The 18,994-nt window shown below is 69.9% G+C and carries 9 protein-coding genes and 1 pseudogene; 3 read left to right on the top strand and 7 right to left on the bottom strand.

Features of this window, described 5'->3' with window-relative positions:
* The first annotated feature begins 58 nt into the window (after positions 1-58).
* Positions 59-2,656: a GmrSD restriction endonuclease domain-containing protein gene (locus OHT77_RS35885; protein WP_328832536.1), complete on the top strand. Its 2,598-nt coding sequence runs from the start codon at positions 59-61 to the stop codon at positions 2,654-2,656.
* Between the two features lie 101 nt (positions 2,657-2,757).
* Here the strand turns inward: OHT77_RS35885 and OHT77_RS35880 are convergent, their stop codons facing one another.
* From OHT77_RS35880 to OHT77_RS35865, 4 genes are all read right to left on the bottom strand, one after another.
* A complete protein-coding gene (locus OHT77_RS35880; protein ID WP_328832535.1) occupies positions 2,758-2,931 on the bottom strand; it encodes a hypothetical protein in 174 nt (57 codons plus the stop codon).
* Position 2,932: 1 nt separating this feature from the next.
* Positions 2,933-3,481, bottom strand: coding sequence for a hypothetical protein (locus OHT77_RS35875; RefSeq protein WP_328832534.1), 549 nt, complete (start codon positions 3,479-3,481; stop codon positions 2,933-2,935).
* Positions 3,478-4,548 (bottom strand): ParA family protein, encoded by a 1,071-nt coding sequence (locus OHT77_RS35870; protein WP_328832533.1) that lies wholly within the window; start codon positions 4,546-4,548, stop codon positions 3,478-3,480. Before OHT77_RS35870 ends, OHT77_RS35875 begins: the two co-directional genes overlap by 4 nt.
* 102 nt (positions 4,549-4,650) lie before the next feature.
* Positions 4,651-5,088 carry an ATP-binding protein gene (locus OHT77_RS35865; RefSeq protein ID WP_328832532.1) on the bottom strand — a complete coding sequence of 146 codons (438 nt, stop codon included), beginning with the start codon at positions 5,086-5,088 and terminating at the stop codon, positions 4,651-4,653.
* Positions 5,089-5,279: 191 nt separating this feature from the next.
* Here OHT77_RS35865 and OHT77_RS35860 point away from each other — a divergent pair.
* Positions 5,280-6,154 (top strand): annotated as a pseudogene (locus OHT77_RS35860) (helix-turn-helix domain-containing protein).
* On the top strand, positions 6,151-6,354 hold the full coding sequence (locus tag OHT77_RS35855; RefSeq protein WP_328832531.1) for a DUF397 domain-containing protein: 204 nt from the start codon (positions 6,151-6,153) through the stop codon (positions 6,352-6,354). The pseudogene OHT77_RS35860 and the gene OHT77_RS35855 overlap by 4 nt, the downstream one beginning before the upstream one ends.
* A gap of 24 nt (positions 6,355-6,378) precedes the next feature.
* Here OHT77_RS35855 and OHT77_RS35850 read toward each other — a convergent pair whose 3' ends face one another.
* The 3 genes from OHT77_RS35850 to OHT77_RS35840 all read right to left on the bottom strand — a co-directional run bounded on the left by OHT77_RS35850 (position 6,379) and on the right by OHT77_RS35840 (position 18,925).
* Positions 6,379-10,542, bottom strand: coding sequence for an Eco57I restriction-modification methylase domain-containing protein (locus tag OHT77_RS35850; protein ID WP_328832530.1), 4,164 nt, complete (start codon positions 10,540-10,542; stop codon positions 6,379-6,381).
* A complete protein-coding gene (locus tag OHT77_RS35845) occupies positions 10,539-13,505 on the bottom strand; it encodes a helicase-related protein (RefSeq protein ID WP_328832529.1) in 2,967 nt (988 codons plus the stop codon). Before OHT77_RS35845 ends, OHT77_RS35850 begins: the two co-directional genes overlap by 4 nt.
* 140 nt (positions 13,506-13,645) lie before the next feature.
* Positions 13,646-18,925: a DEAD/DEAH box helicase gene (locus tag OHT77_RS35840; protein ID WP_328832528.1), complete on the bottom strand. Its 5,280-nt coding sequence runs from the start codon at positions 18,923-18,925 to the stop codon at positions 13,646-13,648.
* Positions 18,926-18,994 lie beyond the last annotated feature (69 nt).

Below are 18,994 nucleotides of genomic sequence, written 5' to 3'. Positions count from 1 at the left end.
GAAGCCCTAAAGTCCTTCCCACGCGCTACGACCGGACCGATCACCAAGGGGGGACACCGTGCAGGCGAAGGAGACGCTGTTCGCCGATCTCGTCCAGGGCAGGGCCCAGCAGTTCCAGGTGCCGCTCTATCAGCGGACGTATTCCTGGACGGAGGAGCAGCTCAGACAGCTGTGGACCGACATCCTGGAGCAGGCCGAGCTGCTGGAGTCCGGGGAGAAGGCGAGCACGCACTTCCTGGGGTCCGTGGTGCTCGCGCCGTCGCCACAGAACGAGGCGACGTTCCCCCGGTGGCTCGTCGTCGACGGTCAGCAGCGGCTGACCACGCTCTCACTCGCCCTGGCCGCGATCCGCGACCACATAGCGGACGCCGAGCCGGACGAGGCCGTGCGCATCGACGAGGAATACCTCATCAACAAGCGCAGGAACGGCAGCGATCACTTCCGGCTGCTGCCGACCCAGGCCGACCGTGCGCAGTTCGCCGCGTACGTGCGCGGGCCGCTCTCGGAACAGGCCGCCGGCGGAACCGTCGCCGCGGCCTACCGTTTCTTCCGCCGCAAGCTGGTCGAGGCCGCCGATCCGGCTGCCCCGCACGACGTGTTCCGCATCGAGCAGGCCATCACGTCCCGGCTCGCGCTGGTGGCGGTGACCGCCGAGCGTGGTGACAACGTGCACCGGATCTTCGAGTCGCTCAACAACACTGGCCTCAAGCTGAGCGAGGCCGACCTGCTGCGCAACTACCTGTTCATGCGGCTGCCCACCCGCGGTGAGCACGTGTACGAGACGTACTGGCTTCCGCTGCAGGACAGTCTGAGCAACGACGAGCTGGAACAGCTCATGTGGCTTCAGTTGGTGCTCGACGGGGACGACCGGGTCCGCCGCCAGGACCTGTACGCGGCTCAGCAGCAGCGCTTCGAGCGGGGTGAGGTCAGCGAGGCGGAGATCGAGGCCTACATCAGGGAGTTGTACCGGCGCGGCGCCCTCTTCCGTCGGCTGCTCCACCCCGAGGAGGAGGTGAACAGAGCGGTCCGCGCCCATCTGCACCGGCTGGACACCTGGCAGGCTCAGGTCACCTATCCCGCGCTGATGCTGCTGCTCGACCGGCGCGAGCGCGGGGAGCTTGACTCCAGGGACACGGCCCGCGCGATGTCGTACGTCGAGAGCTTCCTGGTACGCCGGATGATGTGCCGCGTGCCGACGAACAACCTCAACAGGATCTTCCAGGCAGTGCCCGGGCAGCTCCCGCTGGACGTGGCTGTCGCCGACGGGCTGCACCAGCTCCTCTCCGCCGAGAACCGTTTCTGGCCCGATGACGACGAGTTGCGCGAGAAGGTCCGGACGGCGCCCTTCTACAAGTTCGGCCGCGGCCACCAGCGCAAGATGGTGCTCCAGCGGTTGGAGGAGAGCTACGAGCATCCCGAACCGGTCGACTTCGCCACCGCGCAGCTCACCATCGAGCACGTCATGCCGCAGTCGCCGGGCGACGAGTGGCTCCGGATGTTGAGCGAGGACGTGGTCGACGGCGAGAGCACGAAGGACCTGCACTCCCGACTCCAGCACACGCTCGGGAACCTGACGCTCACCGCGGTCAACGCGGAGTTGTCTAATCACCCCTTCGAGCGCAAGCAGGGCCTGCTCCAGGGCAGCCACCTGGAGATGAACCGCCGCATCGCCACCACAGAACGGTGGGGCGCGGACGAGATCCGCGCCCGTGCCGACGAACTCGCCGACCGCGCGGTCGCGCTGTGGCCGGCCCCGCTGCGCGGAGTCGGCCGAGCGGAGCGGAGCCGGGACTGGAACCTGGCCCACCAGGTGCTCGCCGCGCTCCCCCACGGCACCTGGACGTCGTACGGCGATCTCGCAGCGTTCATCGGCTCCGGCGCCCAGGCCGTGGGCAACCATCTGGCCAATACGCCGGGGGTGGCCAACGCATACCGGGTGCTCACTTCCGAGGGCAAGGTCTCCGACGGCTTCCGCTGGACGCCTCAGGACGTGGGAGAAGACGTCCGCGCCCGGCTGAGCGCCGACGGCGTGCGCTTCACGGCCAACCGGGCCGCCGATCCAGCGCAGCGCCTCTCCGCCGACGACCTCGCCCTGCTGGTCGGCGGCGCCGAAGACGATCAGGCCGACGGTGAGGAGGAGGCGGCGCAGCGCATCGCCGAAAGCCAGGGTGAGCAGACGCACGCCGACCCCTTCTACCTTCAGCTCGTGGCGGAGAACTCCCCCGAGAGACGGTTCTTCCGTCAGCTCGCGGGGGACAACTCCCCCGAGACGGTGGAGGCGGTGCGCGCCCTCTTGTCCCGCTGGGAGGAACTCGGCGGCGATATCTACCACCCAGACAGTAAGTTCACCGGCGCGATCCTCACGCTGAATGAGGCGAGCGCCACGGGCAGCTGGGTCTCGCCGATGGGCCTCACCCCGGGCTGCGGGCTGGGCGGCACGGCGTACGTCGGCTCGTTCACCGATCGCACCCTCCGTGCCGAGCTCCTCAGGCGCCTCAACGAACTTGAAGGTGTCGACCTCCAGGAGAGAAAGCCGGGGCGGGGACCGGACCCCAGCTTCCGGCTGTCCGTCCTGGAGAAGGACCGCAACCGTGAGCTGCTTGTAGAGACTCTGACCTGGTTCCGGGACCGCTGGGAGAGCCGGGACAGGAACTGAGGCCGGAACTCAGGGGGCACCCAGGTCGATCGTCACGAGTCGAGCAGTGCCCCCTGGCGGTCCGCCCCTCGCCAAGGGGCGCGAGCAAAGGACGAGACCCCTTACCTCAGCCGCGCCCGCCCGCGTAACAGGCGGGCGACGGCCGGCATCTGCTGGCCGGTGGTGAACAGACCGTCGAAGAGGAGGGTGGTGCGGTCCTCGACACGGCGCACGATGCGGATGGCCTTGGCATGGGCGGCGGCCGCGAGGCGTTTGGCTCGCCGCGCCCAGCTCACCTCACGTCGACGAGTCCTCGGCCGCCGGGCCGACGGCCTCATCGTGCCGCAGAGCGGGCTGTTCCGGACGTCCCCGGAAGGCGGCTCCCTTGGCTGTCCGCGATTCGACGCGTTCCACGATGCGGTCGATGACCCGTTGCGGGTCCTTCCACTTCAGCGCCAGCCGGTCGTGGTCCATCCCGTGTTCGGAGACGATGTCCCGCAGTTGTTCGAGGCCGAGCTCGCTCAGGCTCGAACGGAGTCCCGTCTCGCCGGTTTCGGCGAGCACCGCGAACGGGTCGATCACTCCCGGAGCTCGTCGGCTACGCCTCGGGCGTTCTGCCGGCCGAGGTGCGGTCTGCGCATCGGGAGACGTCAGCGCCTTGGCCAGTGCTCGGGCGAAGCGTGTCGTGCGTGCGGCTTCAGACGCCACCACGCCGAGGACACGTGCGAGCGTCGCCGCGAGCTCCGGGTCGGAGGCGCCGAGCTTGGTCAGGGCTTCTTCGGCCTCCCGAACCTCGGCATTCAGGAGACCGTTGTCGTCGGGCCGACTGTCGCTCTGCTCGGTCACGCCTTCTCCTCGACCAGTTCGATGAACTCCTGCGTCATGCCACGGAAAGCGTCAAACCCGCCCTGGTAGCCGTACTTCTGCCGCAGGGTACCGCGACCGACGAATTCCGCCGAACCGGCGATGTCGTTCTTCTCGGGGATGAAGGTCGGCAGCACGGCGGGGAGCTTCTTGTCGCCCTGAAGTCGCCTGACGGTGTTCCAGTGGACCGTCGAATTGGCCTTGTATTTCGTGATGACGATGCCGATCTCGTTGATGGTCTCCCCCAGGTCGTCCGCGAAGGCCCGCACCCGCCGCTGGATCTGAGGGATGCCGTAGGTGGACAGGACGTCGGGAATGGTCGGGATGATGTATCCCTCGGAGATGCGCAGACCGTTCAAAGTGACGATGCCGAGGTTGGGAGGGCAGTCGACGAGCACGTAGTCATAGTCATCAATGACCTTCCGGATCGCCTTGCGCAGAAGATCGGTGGGGTTGTTGGCGTGGAAACGCCCCCTGGGCATGGACGCCAGGCGATCCTGGACGTCGATGAGATCCAGCGAAGAAGGCAGGAGGTCCACCTTCGTCACCGCATCCACCGAAGAGACATTGCGCTGGAGAGTCTTCTCCAAGTCGAACTCCAAAGGCTCATCCTCGGACCGGAGGGCATCCTTGAACAGGGTCGCCAGGGTGTACCCCTCGTCGTTGAGCTCCTCCCACTTCTCCTCCCCGATCAGGACCGTGGTCAGATTGGTCTGCGGGTCGAGATCGACCACCAGGACCCGCTTGCGGAACTCCGCGGAGAGGAACTCCGCGAGTCCGGCCGTGGTGGTGGTCTTCCCGACGCCGCCCTTCAGATTGATGGTCGAGATGACATGGGCTTTGGGTGCCATGTGCTTCTTCCTCCGTTTGAGGTAGCGCTGAATCTGACTCGCCCGGAAAACCGGGCCGCTCCGCAGGTCCGCGACGGGAACGGGGAACTGTTTGTCACGAGCGCGCCAGTTCGCTACGACCGTCCGGCCGACCCCCGCCATCTCCGCCACTTCGAACAGTCCGACGAGTTGGTCTTCCGCCTCGGGCGTGCCTGTCATGACATCCCCCCGTGAACGGCCTTCACGTTTACCCGTCAAGCGTGAAGGCCGTTCACAATCGCCGTCAATCCCCAACCTCGTTGGGCAGAAGCGCAGTTGAGTTCACGCGCCCCCCTTGAGCGCGGGTTTACGCCGGGCACACTCAGCCCACACCGTCTTGCCGCCGGGATGGTGGGGCTCGCAGCCCCAGGCGTCGGCGAGTGAGGCGACGAGGAGCAGGCCGCGCCCGGACTCGCCGTCCGCGTCACGCGTCGGTGCGGGGAGACGGTCGCCTCGGGCGTCCGTGACCTCGATCCGCAGGGTGCCGGCCGTGAGGGTCAGGGCGAGGCGGCCCCGTACGCGGCCATGCAGGGCGGCGTTCGCAGTGAGTTCCGCGATGAGGAGGGAGGCCGTGGCCGCGGCCTCGTCGCCTGCCGCGACCTCCGGGCAGTCCTGCTGGTCGGCGAGCCAGCGTTCGGCGGCGCGGCGGGCGGTGTGGGCGCCGTGTCTGCTGGTGGGGAACGTGAGGCGGAAGTGGTGGGTGGTCGCGGTCGGTTTCACCGGTGACGGTGACGGTTTGCTGGATCACCTCACCGAGAGTGACGGAGTGCTTCTACCGTGTGGAGGGTGCGGGGCGGTACGGAGGGTGACTGTCCCGGGGCGGAAGGCGGGATGTACGGGCGTACGGCCGTGACCTGGCCGGGCGTTCGACGGTTCGCCTCTGGTGCGACGGAAGTGGGCGGTGGTACGGGATGGCGGCACAGGCGGGCGGTTCGGGGGTTCCCACCGGCAGTGAGGCGGACGGGACGGACGAAGTGGCGGACCTGTTCCGGGCGCTCGGGCGGCAGATCAAGGTCGCGCGGGTACGGGCCGGGATGAGCCAGAAGGAGCTGGGCGACCGGCTCGGGTACGGGGAGGAGACCATCTCGTCCGTGGAGCGGGGGCGGCGGACCCTCAGCCTGAACTTCTGGTCGCGGTCGATGAGTTGCTGGGGTGTGGGGGGCTGCTGGCTTCGGCTGCGGAGGATGTGGAGCGGGCGCGGGCGCGGAGGAGGGTTCGGCATCCGGAGTGGTTTCGGGATTATGCGCGGTTGGAGCGGGACGCGGTTGAGATCAACTTCTACAACAACCATGACATTCCGGGCCTGCTTCAAACCGAACGGCGGACCCGTGCCCTGTACGAGATGCGCAAGCCGCTGCTGGATGAGGAGGCGATCGAGCACCGGGTGATCTCTCGGATGGGCCGTCAGGAGATCCTTACCAGTTGGCCTCCGCCCATGATCAGCGCCGTCATCGAGGAGACCGTGTTGCGGCGCCCTCTCGGCGGGCAAGAAGTCCACGAGGAACAGCTGGAGCAGTTGCTCAAACTCGGGCGACTGCGCAATGTGGAACTGCAAGTGATGCCGACCGACCGCAGCGAGCACGCGCGGATGGGCGGTGCGTTCGTGCTCCTCACACCCAAGGGGAAAGCACAGTTGGGATACACCGAGGCGCAGAACTCTAGCCGGTTGATCACGGACCCGGAGGAAGTCCGTATCCTGGCCGCACGGTACGGCAGCATCAGGGGACAAGCGCTCACCATGCGCGAGTCCCTATCCCTGATCGAGAACTTGCTGGGGGAACGATGAACACTGCGGAACCCGCGCGACTTGTTTGGTTCAAAAGCAGCTACAGCGGCAACGAGGGCGGCGAATGCCTGGAGGTCGCCGCCGACGGGACCGCCGTCCGCGTACGGGACTCCAAGGAGCGGGGCGACGGTCCGCAGCTCGCGTTCACGCAGGATGCGTGGGCCGGGTTCGTCGCGGACCTCGGGCGGGACGAGTTCTGACCCACCCGCCCGAGGCTGCGGTACTCAGGCCGCGTGACGCGGCCCCTTCCCCGGCGGCGGGTCCAGCACGGTTCGGTACTCGTCGCCGGTCACGCGGGCCTCTTCCATGCGGTCGTAGATGTCGAGGATGAGGTCCTTGGTGCGGTAACTGCCATGGGCGGCCTCTTCGTCGCTCTTGAGGCGCGAGAACGTGTCCATGACGTACTCCGCTTCATCGCGGGCCAATCCGTAGAGGTGGAAGAAGGCAGCGTCCAGCTCTGCACGCAGCAATCCGCGCCTCTCCTCATCCCACCGGAAAGGGCGTCCCTCCACGCCAATCGCTCTGGCGAAGGCCTCCATGTCACGGGCGGTGTAGGCGAGTTCAGCGACTATTGCGGCAACCCACTCTGCCACGGTCTCGTCGCTGCTCCATGGACACGGCTGATCACCCGCCTCAGGGCCGGGCACTGGGAGCTGGTACACCGTGAAGTACTTCAGATGTGTGCCGCTGAACTTCTGACGCGCCACAAAGTCGAGTACGTACGAAGACAGCGCCGACTGGAGCAACGCAGGATTACCGAAGGAAGGCAGCATCAGCAATGTGCCGTCAGGAACGGCGGTACGACGCAGGGCAGTATTGATCATGGTTCGGCGATCCGAGGTCCGACAGATATCACGCCACCCCAGCAGCCAGTCCTCGTACCATCCCTTGTCCGCCAGCTGCGTCTCAACCCCCGCCCACATGATCCGGTTCCCCTTCTTGTCCCGCTTCCCCGAATCCACGTCGAACTCCGGCACCCAATACCGAGGCAGCGGGGCGAAGTCAGGGTCGTCGTGCTGTTCCGGCGTCACGCGCGGGAGGGTGCCGACGTTGGCCTGGGCCTGGGTCTGGCCCTCGTACGTGCCCAGGCGGTGGTCGAAGTGGTGGAGCATCTTCGCCTCGTACAGCGGGAGGTACCGGCGGGTCTCCCCCGCCTCGGTCAGGGTGAAGACGTTGCCGGTCAACTGCCAGCCCTCGTCATCCAGTTCTTGCTTGCCCCGGAACAGGTGGGAGTCATTGGCCATGTCGAACATGCGCATGAACGTCAGACCCCACGGGTTGGTCCCGCCCCAGCCGTTCTCGTCCGGCTCCTTCATCAGGACCGGGACGTGGCGGTAGATCCCGAGGGTGATCTCGGCATCCCGGCGGGTGCGGAACACCGGAAGCGTGCCCGTGTTGGGGTTGACCAGCAGGATCTCCTCCGGGGGCATGGCGAACCGCCGACTGTCGAGGTCCTCCATGTACCGCGTCCCGAAGGCGAAGGACGCCTCGTCGACGCGCGTGCCGACGCCGGTGGCAGTGAGCAGGGAGAAGCGCACCCGGTGGTCCACGTCCCGGCTGAGGATGAACGCCTCGTTCTCGAAGTCCAGGAACGACGCGAGGCGCGCCGTACGCACGAGGTCCGAGAAGAACGGCGCCGTCGTCGCGTCGGTGGCGATGCCGGTCGGCAGGACCAGGCCCAGCCGCCCGGTCGGCGCGATGCCCAGGGAGGCGGCCTCGGCGAAGACGGCGTACGTGTTGACGTCGCCGCGTCCGGCCAGCGGGAAACGGTCCGAGTCGCGCAGCAGATGGCTGACGCCCTCGGAGAGGCGGCGCGCGTCGATGAACTCGGTGTGCAGCGTGCGGTCCGTCTCCTCCTCGCTTTCGGCCAGCGCGCCGATCATGCGCTCGCGGGCCGCCTTGTTCGCGGCGTTCGCGATCTTCTCGTCACGGGTGGCGAAGAACTCCTGTTCCTGGAGCTTGACCCGCTCCCACGGCGGATTCCCCAGCACACAACTGAACCCGCCCTTCCACCCGGTCCTCTCGTCCACCCCCGGCGCCCCCGCATCCGCCGGAACCCGGAACACCTCCGGGAACTCCAGGTGCCAGTGGAAGAACCGGTACTCCTCGCGCAGCCGCACGACCTCCTCCACCGTCCCGCCCGGCAGGCTCGCGCCGCCGTCCTCGGAGTGCAGCGCCAGCAGCGACTTCGTGGTCAGCGCGGGCGGCGTCGCCGTCTTCGTCTTCTTCCAGACGAACGCCGCGCACCAGGCGTCGGCCAGCTCCAGAGCCCGGATGTAGTCCGGGGAGGTGGTCAGTTCGCGGTATGCCTTGGCCTGGTTCCGGACGTCCTCCAGTTCCTGCGAGTCCGTCCCGGTGATCGCCGAGACCGTCTCGCCGAACGCCGAGTTGGACTCGGCCAGCACCTCCTCCTCCGCGAACAGGGCGTCCTGGTTCGCCCCGTGGCGCAGCGCGATCTTCCACGCGGTCCGCTCCGCCGCGTTGCGCTTCTTCAGGTCGGTGACGTGCTTCGACTCGTCGCCCTCCAGCGGCTTGAACGCGTCGTCGGGCAGGCCCTCGGCCAGCAGCTTCGGCGTCGTGCCCAGCAGCCCGTTGCCGTGTTTGATGTGGGCGTCGAGGAAGGTGAGCGGCCGGCCCGGCCTCATCGCCTCGATCCACAGCGACACCTTGGCCAGCTCCACTGCCATCTCGTTGAGGTCGACGCCGTACACGCACCGCGCGATGACGTCGCGCAGCGCGTGCCGTACGTCCTCCGCGCTCGGCTCGGGGTCGTCGGTGCGGATCTCGGCGAGGCGGCGGGCGATGCGGCGGGCGGCGGCGACCAGGAAGTGGCCGGAGCCGCAGGCGGGGTCGCACACCGTCAGGGCGAGCAGGGCGTCCTCGCGCTCCTTCTGTGTCGTACCGGACTTGACGGCCTGGTCGATGACCGGGTCGAGGGTGGAGTCGAGGAGGCAGTCGATGAGGGGAGACGGGGTGTAGTAGGAGCCGGAGGTCTTGCGGTCGTTGCCGTCCAGCTTGGCCAGGACGTACTCGTTGCCCTCGCCGAGGCGCGGCTCCAGTTCGAGCAGTGACTCGTAGACCGAGCCGAGCTCGTCGGCGCCGAGGTGGCGGTAGTCGACCTTGCGGGGGCGGCCGAGCTTGGCGTCGTACACCTCCGACAGGGCGCGTACGGCCTCATAGAGGGACTGATTGGTGAGGCTGAGGCCGTCCAAGATCGCGTCCGTGGCGGTGGGCTCGAACAGGCCGCCCAGCGCCGGGAGTCCGAGTTCGGGACGGCCGCCCGGCGTGCCGAGCCCCTCGATGACCAGCCGCAGCGCCTGCCACTGGTCGCCGTGGAGGGTGCCGGTGCGGCGGGCGACGCGGCGCAGGCGGGCTGTGGAGAAGTACTTCTCGTACGTCTCGCGGGCCTGCTCGGTGGCGTCGGGGTGCAGGAGCAGGTCGCGGTCCTCGGTGACGAAGAGGAACAGCAGGCGGTAGGCGAGGCGCAGCAGGGCCGGGTGGAGGTCGTCGCGGACGTTCTTGTCGCGGGTGGTGCGTAGGGCGTCGCGCAGGTCGGCGTTGTCGGGGTGGGTGATCAGGCCCGTGCCGATCACCGTCAGGGCCTTCTCCACGCCCTTGCGGAGTTCCTTCAGGGCGCGGGTTCCGCTGTCGATGGCCTCGGTGCGCCACTTCTCCAGCGGGCAGGTCGCGGCCGGCTCGCCCTCGGCGCGGGGCTCGAAGCGGGTGCGGTGCAGCAGGCGCCACAGGAGGACGAAGTCGTCGGAGCGGTCGCCCGCGAAGATCGCCCGGAGGTCGAACTCGATGAACGCGGCGCCAGTGAGGGAGGCGGACTCGCGCAGCAGGCGCAGCTGGCGGCCGTTGGAGAGGACGCCCCAGAGGGTGGAGTCCGCCGAGCGGTTGAGGTACTCCTGCACCATCGACTGGGGGGCCTGCTTGGCCAGTTCGGTGGTGCGCGTGTCAAGGGGGACGTTCCAGCCTGTGAGGTGGACGGGGACGTGCGCCCAGCGGTGGCTGACCTCGAAGTCCTTCTCGCCGTCGCGGGAGGGCAGGCCGGGCGCGGGGACGGGGGTGAGGGCGCCGAAGCCGAGCTGCTCGAAGAGGGGCAGCAGCCAGCGTTCGGTGGTGACGCCGACCGCGTGCACGCCGGGGTCGGCGTCGGCGCCGTCGCGGGCCAGGGCGTCCTGGTAGGCGGCCCACACGCCGCGCAGATAGCCCCAGGAACGCTCGGCGGCGTCCCGTACCGAGTCGCCCTTGGCGTACAGGCGGTAGTCGGCGGGCTTGGAGCCGGTCTGCTCCTTGCCCTCCTTGACGCGGACCAGGAGGTCGTACGGCAGGAGGCCGCCGACGGTGGCGACGGTGTCGGTGACGAGGGTCCTGGCGGTACTCATGCGCCCACTCCCTGGGGGAACGTCGGGGCCGGGCGGTAGTGGTACACGCCCAGGATGTCCGGGTCGCCCTGGGGGACGACCTTCAGGCCCGCGAGGCGGGCGCGGGAGGCGGTGCGGACCCGGCGGTGCGAGGCCTCCAGGGTGCGACCCAACTCGGCTGACTGGTCACGTAGTTCGGGCATGATCGCGGGCAGGGCGGCCAGGATCTCGGCGATGTGCTCGGTGGCGAACTTGGGGTCGGTGTTCTGCGTCGCGCGGGCTTCGAGGAGGGCCACGGCCTCGTCCTCCGGCAGCCACTCGGGCGCGTCGGGCCTGCCGCGGTAGGCGACCACGCGGGCGTCCTCGGCGAGTTGCTCGCGCACCGAGCCGTCGCGGGCGGGCAGGTTCAGCTGGAAGCGGTGGCGCACCAGCAGGAGCGTGGTGTTCCGCTCCACGGCCTTCGTACGGACGACTCCGCAGCGGCGGGCCGGGCGCTGCCACTCCGGGACCTTGCCGGCGTCGTCGAGGGCCGCGTCGAGGACGAAGCGGGCGACGGCGGCGACCACCGGGTCGGTGCGGGTGAGGGCGGCCTCGCCGCGCGGGGCACTGGGGGCGGCGTGGAAGACGACCGGGCGGGGGTGGCGGGGGCCGAGCGCGTGCGAGACGGTGTCGCGCAGGCCCTGCGGGAGGGCATCGGTGTGCGCGGTGAAGCCGCCCTGCTTCGTGGGGGCAGGCATACCGCGCAGGGCGCCCAGGGCGCGGCGGGTGAAGTCCCGTACCTCCTCGCCGGTACCGAGCGCGGCACGAACCTCGTCGACCTCGGCGGCGACCTCGTCCTTCTTGATGGTGAGCTGGGCGTAGCGGGAGCGGTAGCGCTTCTCCCGCTCGGCGGAGGACTGCCAGGCGATCTCCAGCTGCTCGGCCACCTCCTCCTGCGCGAACAGCCCCTCCTGCTCGTACGCCGACCGCTCGCCGCGCAGGATCAGGCCCTCGAACACGGCCTGCATGGCGCTCTCGGACTCCTGCGGCACGGGCACGGAGATGCCTGTGACGCGGCGGATGCGCTCGTGCTTGCGGAGCAGGACGTTGAGGACGATGCCGTCGACGGGGTTGTCGGCGCCGTACAGGGTGAGCGCCTTGACGACGTCGGTGCGCTGGCCGAAGCGGTCGACGCGGCCCTCGCGCTGCTCGTGGCGGGTCGGGTTCCAGGCGAGGTCGTAGTGGACGACGGCGTCGAAGGACTCCTGGAGGTTGACGCCCTCGGAGAGGCAGTCGGTAGCGACTAGGACGCGGCGCTCGGGCGCGGGGTTGCCCTCCTCGTCGGTGCCGGTCAGCTCGGCGATGCGGGTGACGCGCTGGTCGGGCGAGAGTTCGCCAGTCACGGAGGCGACCGCGACCGGGTGCTCGGCGCCCTTCTTGTTGAGGATTTTCTTGAGGTGGTTGGCCACGTAGTCGGCTGTCGCGATATAGCGGCAGAAGACGATGGGCCGGTAGCCCTTGTCGAGGAGGTCGGAGACGGTGGTGATCAGCTTCTTCAGCTTGGCGTCGCGGGTGGGGCCGTAGAGCTTCTTGGCCGATTCGGCCATCGCGACCAGGCGGGCCTTCTCCTCGTCGTCGGCCTCGTCGTCGATCTCCGTGCTGGTGGCCTCGGCGCCGGTGGCCGTGGGGAGGCGGGTGCCCGGTACGGCGTCCGCGGACTCGGGGGTCTCGCTGTCGGCCGGGTCGGAGACGGTGCGCTCCCCGGTGCGGTCCGCCTCGGCCGGGGTGTCCGCCTCCTCGACGCCGGCGCGGGTGTTCAGGGACTGCACGGCGGCGGCCGGGGAGGAGGACAGGGTGCGCAGCAGGGCGAGCGTGGACCACCAGCGCTGGCGCTGCTGGAGGGCGCCGTCGGCCGCGCGTACCGTCTCGCGGGCGTACGACAGGACCTCGTCGAGGAGCTTCTTGTAGTCGCGGTGCAGGGTGTAGGCGGTCTCGGCGGTGTCCCGGGAGGACGGGAAGTGCGCGCCGTCCTGGAAGTCCTCGCGGATGTCGGCGCGGCGGCGCTGCACGAAGAACTCGGCGAGCAGCCTACGGCCCGCGTCGGTGTCGAAGGGGACGGCGGCCAGACGGTCGTCGAGCAAGCCGATCAGGCGGCGGAACGGCTCCTCCTTGCCGCTGTGCGGAGTGGCCGTCACGAGGATGAGGTGACGGTCGGTCCGGTCGGCGAGGGCGCGCAGAAGCGCGTACCGCTGCTGGGAGGAGCGGGCGGACGCGCCGACCGTGGTGTCGGAGACGCAGGAGTGCGCCTCGTCGACGATCACCAGGTCGGGGCAGTTGCGCAGGAAGTCCTCCCGGTGGCGGGGGGACTTGATGAAGTCGGTGGAGACGACGTACGCGCCGTCAGGGCGGAACACCGACTGGCCGTACGGAGTCTCGCGCTCCAGACGGCCGATCGTGGACGGCAGCACGAGGCGGGCGTCGACGCCGAACTTGCCGTACAGCTCGGCCCGCCACTGCTCGGCCAGGGCCGGCGAGCACAGCACGACCAGGCCGCGGGCGTCGCCCTGTGCCAGCAACTCGGCGGCGATCAGCCCAGCCTCCACCGTCTTGCCGATGCCGACGTCGTCGGCGATCAGCAGCCGGACGGTGTCCTGGCGCAGCGCCATCAGCAGCGGGACCAGCTGGTACGGGCGGGGGTCGACGGCGATCGAGGCGAGCGACCGGAAGGGGCCCGCGCCGGAGCGGAAGCCGATGCGCAGGGCGGTGCGCAGCAGCCTGGCCGCCTGCTGATCGCCCAGGTCGGAGGGGGTGGGCGGGGCGAAGGTGGCGGGGACGACGGTCTCCAGGCCCGGCAGTACGCCCGCGATGTCGTCGTCGGCGCCGCCGAGCGGGCGCAGGACCAGCAGGTCGGGTGTGGAGTCGGGCAGCACGACCCACTCACGGCCCCGGGCGTGGACGAGGGAGCCGACAGCGTACTGCCGGGTCGGCTGGGCGGCGGTGGTCATGCGGGCCTTCCGGGGTCGGGGCGGGCAAGCGTGGGTCGGGGGCAAGAGTGGTCGGGCGTGCGAACCGGGGCGGTGACCGGAAGGCTTGCGGCGGGCCATGGGGCGGGGGTGGGCCTATGCGGTCCGCCCCCGCCCCGAGGTCAGCGGCGCGCCTCGCCGAACACCGAAGGGTAGTCGGCCACGGCCTTCGACCAGTCGTCGTCGTAGCGGATGCGGACGACCTCCCAGCCGATCTCCTTCAGCCGCTCGGCGGCCTCCTCGTCGCGCAGCGTCGTCTCGGCGTGGTCGTGGTGCGGGCCGTCGACGAAGACCGCGACGGGCCCGAAGGAGGTGTCGTAGACGAAGTCCGGCTTGGACAGGGCCGCGCTCAGCCTGACCTGCTGCTGGTCGGGCAGGCGGTGACCGTGGGTCCTGAGGTAGGCGACGAACCGCTCCTCCAGGGAGGAGTCGGCGCCCTCGATGAGCGCGTCGGCGTGCTCGTCGCGGGTGCGGCCCGCGTGGCTCGAGCCGACCTCGCCGCCCGCGAAGTCCATCAGCAACTGCTTCACCAGGTGGCGGTCGATCATCCGGTGGTGGCGCTGGTTGCCGAAGGAGAGCAGGCAGTCGTAGCAGCCCTTCTCGCACGGGTCGCCATTGCGCTTCTCGGCTCCCCGGTCGCGCCCGACCTGGTCGAAGTGCGCGATCTCCAGGGCCCGGCGGGCGGCGCGGGCGAGCGCGTCGGGCTCCGCCTGGAGGCGGCGCAGGACGCCCGCACCGCCCTCGGCGCTCTCGATGAACAGCAGCCGCTCGCGGGGACCGTCGTGCGGCGGCAGCTCCTCGGTGTCCAGCTCGGAATCCTCCAGCTGGAACTCGGCCTCGATGCCCCGCTCCAGCGCGTACTGGAGGGTGATCGCGGTGTCCTTGTCGACGGGGGCCGCGAGCTTGAGCACGAGGATGTTGCGGGTGTCCTGGACAAACGGGATGACGGGGATCTTGCGCACGACCTTCTCCGCGTCGGCGAGGCCCTCGTCCTCCACCGGGGTCTCCCGGCCGGGCGCGCTCGAGCTCGGCCTGCCGGTGGAGCCGGCCAGCCACTGGCCGGTGACCGGGTCGAGCCAGAAGCCGATGTCGCCCTTGGCGACCGAGCGGCGGTAGCCCAGGTTGGTGAGCCGGACGGTGGCGCTGTCGCCGTAGACCAGTTCGGCGAGGAGGCGGCCGGCCGCGGCCTTCGCCTCGGCGCGCAGCGAACCGTCCCGGCCGTCCTCGTGCTGCTTGAAACGGTAGGAGATCTCCACCGCGTAGCCCGTGCGCTGGCGCTCCTCCTCGTCGGAGGAGATCCGGTCGCGGCGGTGGGTGAAGACGGTGTGCAGGTGCAGCAGCCCGGTGCGGGGGTCGCCGTACGAGCTGCCACAGCCCAGGCAGGTGTCCTCGCGCCGCTCCTCGGGGGACAGGTAGCCGCAGCCCTGGCACACCTTGGCGCTCTCGGTGGTCAGTTCGCCGCTGGTGTCCGGCGGCAGCTGCACCCGGTCCACCTTGAACCGGCTGCCCTCGTGGTAGATCAGCGCGCCCGGCCCGAACTCGCGGATCGCGATGAAGCGGGACCGCTGGAGGTAGTCGCCGTCGTAGCCGCGGCTGGTGCGGCCGGTGCCGGGGATGTACGCGGCGAGCGGCAGCCGGGGGAAGGAGTAGCCGGGCAGGAAGCCCTCGGAGGCGAAGTAGCGGTACGGGTAGAAGTCGGACAGCACCGTGCGCTCGCCGCCCTGCCTGTTCTCCAGAAGGGCGATCTGGTTCTCCGCCTGGGCGCGGCGGCGGACGGCCTGGGCCTGGGAGCGGCCGGTCGCCGTGCGGTTGCGGATGTTGTCGTGCTGGATCTCCCGCTCCTCCAGGGCCTTGCGGTAGAGATTCCGCCAGCGTCCGCACTTCTCGTCGAAGCGGCCGGGGGCCTTGGCGACGGTGTCCTCCAGCCACTGCTCGTGCCACCAGGACGTCTCGCGCAGGGCGTCGACGCAGCCCGCGAGGACGGTGCGGGCCCGCACGAGGGCGCGCTGCTGGGCGGCCGGGCCGCCGATCTGCTCCCGCACCTCGGGCAGCAGCTCCAGCGAGGGGGTCTTGCCGTCGGTGTCGAGGATCTTGGTCATGGTGCGGCCGAGTTCCAGGCGGGTCTCGGCGAGCCAGATGGCGTGCACGTGCGAGGCGAGCAGGTCCTCGTTGGCCAGGTCGAGGCGGGGCGCGGCGACGGTGCCCGCGACCATCTGGTCGGAGCGGGTGAAGTAGTACTGGTCATGGCTGTTGCCGGTCGCGCAGTACGTGGTGACCAGCGCGGGCTGGCCCGAGCGGCCCGCGCGGCCCGAGCGCTGGGCGTAGTTCGCGGGGGTTGGCGGGACGTTGCGGAGGTTGACGGCGTTGAGGCTGGCGATGTCGACGCCGAGCTCCATCGTGGGCGAGCAGTACAGCAGAGGCAGAGGCAGCCCCTTGCTGAACAGCTTCTCCCGCTCTTCACGGACGTCGGGGTGGACCTGCGCGGTGTGCTCTGCGGCGTGCAGTCCGGCGAAGGTGGACGCGACCTCCTTGTAGAGACCCTTGAAGAAGGCGTTGACGCGGGGGCCCCGGCCAGTGCGGTAGGTGCGGCGCAGCCGGTCCACCGCGCCGTGCTCGTCGTCGCGGGCGTGCCAGCGGATCACCGGGTGGTGGATCTGGTAGCCGGGGTCCTCGCCACGGCCCTGGGTGATCCGGCTCAGGACACCGCCGTCGGCGAGGACCTCCAGCAGGTCGCGGATCACGTCCTGGGCGTCGTCGAGGGAGAGGTCGTGGCCCCAGCCCGGGAAGGTCTCCGGCTTGCGGACGTGGCGGCCGAAGGCGGTGCGGCCGGTGAGGTTCAGCTCGCTGCGGGTGCGCCCGGAGCGGCCGGGCCGGCCGGCGCGGGCCACCGCTACGCCGGGAGCTGGGGGCGCGGACTCCGTCTCGGCGATGGCCCAGGCATCGTTGAGCTTGGCGGACTCCTTGCCCAGTTCGTTGAACTTGGCCTCGGTGAAGTACGGGGTGTCCACAGCGCGCTGACGGCGCAGCTCGTCCATGAGGACGCGGGCCAGGTCGAGCCGCGTCGCCGGGGTCGCGGTGCGCAGCGGCCCGGCGGCGCGCTGCCAGCGCTCCTCGTCCTGGGCGATCTGGTCGAGCCCCGCGTAGTCCAGGCCCAGCAGACCGGTCTGCTCCAGGTTGGGCATGGTGATCCGCCAGCCGCGCTCCAGGTCGAGGAAGAGCCGGTACTCGGCCACCTGGGCCAGGGCGCTCAGCGTCTCCTCGGCGAGCGCCTCCACCTCGGTGGGGTTGTTGGCGTACTCGTGACGGGCCAGCCCCATGGCGGCCACGACCTCCTCGCCCAGCCGCTTCCAGCGCAGGCCCGCCTCTCCCGCCTTCAGCATGGCGCGGTAGAGGGCACCGCGCAGCTGGGTGACCATGACGAAGTCGTTGAAGTGCCCCGCCTGCAGGCTGGCGTCCTGACGGTTGTCGACGAACGTGAGCAACTTCCGGGCATCCTCGCCGAGTTCACCCGCGGGCAGACTCTTGAGGTGGCGGACGATGGAGGCGCTGACGACGGAGGTGGCGGTGGAGCGGCCCTCCTGGTCGAGCGTCATCAGCTTGGCGAAGTCGCGCTCCCTGACCTGCTCGTAGCTGACCCCGCACTCCAGGCAGAACAGGAACGGGGCGGGTACGTAGGTGGCGTACAGGCCGTCCCCGTCCTTGTTGACCGCCGTGCCGTCGGGCCTCACCCACACGGGCTGCGGGGCGCGCTTCTTGCGGCTCGCGGTGAGGACGGGCGTGCCCTTCTTCGGGTCGAGGGTGAGCCAACTGTCGGGGAAGCGGCGCTGGTCGATCGCGTCCGTGACACGCTCGGGCCACGGGTTGGAGGCCGAGAGGTAGAGGTAGCCCTGTTCGTCGTCCGCGTCCTCACGGGTGCGGAAGGCGACCGTGCCGTCGTCGCTCTGCTCGCGGGCCACGGTGAGGTACTCCTGGCCGCACTCGCGGCAGAAGGACAGTGGCAGCAGGAGCTTCTCCGGCTCTCCGGGCACCCGCTGCTGGTAGGTGCGGGTGATGTGGCGGCTCTCCGCCGGCTCCAGGGAGACGTACGCCGAGCCGCCCTTGGAGAGGAACTGGTGGAGGCGGAACGCGAACAGCGCGCGGTCGTCGGCGTCGCGGACCTGTGTGCCGGCCCGGAGGGTGGACCGGATGGCCTTGGCGCAGGCGGTGTACGGCTCGTCCTCGGGTGCGTCGCGCGGGATGTCGAAGGCGTCCCCGCGCAGGGCGCGCGCGGCGAGCTCCACGGTGGTGGGCTCGGCGCGCACCAGCAGGCGGGTGCCGTCCTCGTCGGTGGTCTCGGTGAGGCCGAAGGCGGTCTCGACCCAGCGGGCCAGCGGGTCGGCCTTGAGTGCGTCGTACTCCAGCGGCGGGTTGTTCTCCCTTACGCGGGCAGCGAGTTCGGCACGCGTGGGGGGCGTGTCGCCGGTCGCGCGGACCAGGGTCTCGCCCACCACCCGATCCGGGGAGATCTCCGTGTCGAACAACGTGGAGGCGACCTCGGCGATCTCACGGCGGCGGGCAGCGGGGGTGCCCTTGGTGGACATGGTGGCGGAGGTGCCGACGCACTGCAGGGCGGGCGACTCGCACGCCTCGCGCACACGCCGGACCAGCAGAGCGACGTCGGCGCCTTGACGGCCGCGGTAGGTATGCAGTTCGTCCAGGACGAGGAAGCGCAGGCCCTTGGCCCGGCCGATGAGCCGCTTGCGCTCCTCGGGGCGGGTGAGCATCAGCTCCAGCATCACGTAGTTGGTGAGCAGGATGTCCGGGGGGGTGTCGAGGACCGCGTCCTTCTCGGACTGCTTCTCCTGGCCGGTGTAACGGGCATATGTGACGGGCTCGTTGCCCTCGCCGTATCCGGCGGTGAGGAACTTTCTCAGCTCGCCCCGCTGGCTGTTGGCCAGCGCGTTCATCGGGTAGACGATGATCGCCTTGATGCTCGGAGGGTCTCCGGGCCGCTTCTCGCTCAGGATCCGGCTGACGATGGGCACGATGTAGCCGAGGCTCTTTCCGGAGCCGGTGCCGGTCGTCAGTACGTACGAGTCCTTCGAGTCGGCGGCCTCGATGGCGTCGCGCTGGTGCCGGTGGAAGCGGATGGGACGGATCGTCGCACCCCGCTTGTCCTTGCCGGTGCGGAAGATCCGCTTGCACTCGGGGTGGAGGAGGCCGAGGTCGTCGGCGAGGTGGTCGACGGTGCCGCCGCTAGCGAAGCTCGGGTTGAGCGAGAGCCAGGGGTCGGGCCACTGGTCGCCGTCGGCAAGGGACTTGGACACCTTCTCGCCGATCCGCGGGTCGTCGATCACCACCGATCCGGACGTGTACTCCTTGTAGTCCCGGATGAGTCGACGGTGCACCTCGAAGACGTCCACGTGATCCTCACTTGCTCCCGACGTAATCCACGCATCACCGTAGTGGGTGAGACGCACGGGACGAACCGC

The organism is Streptomyces sp. NBC_00252 (assembly GCF_036187565.1).
GTDB lineage: Bacteria > Actinomycetota > Actinomycetes > Streptomycetales > Streptomycetaceae > Streptomyces.
The sequence above is the reverse complement of the archived record's forward strand: the minus strand, read 5'-3'. Positions and strand labels throughout refer to the sequence as shown.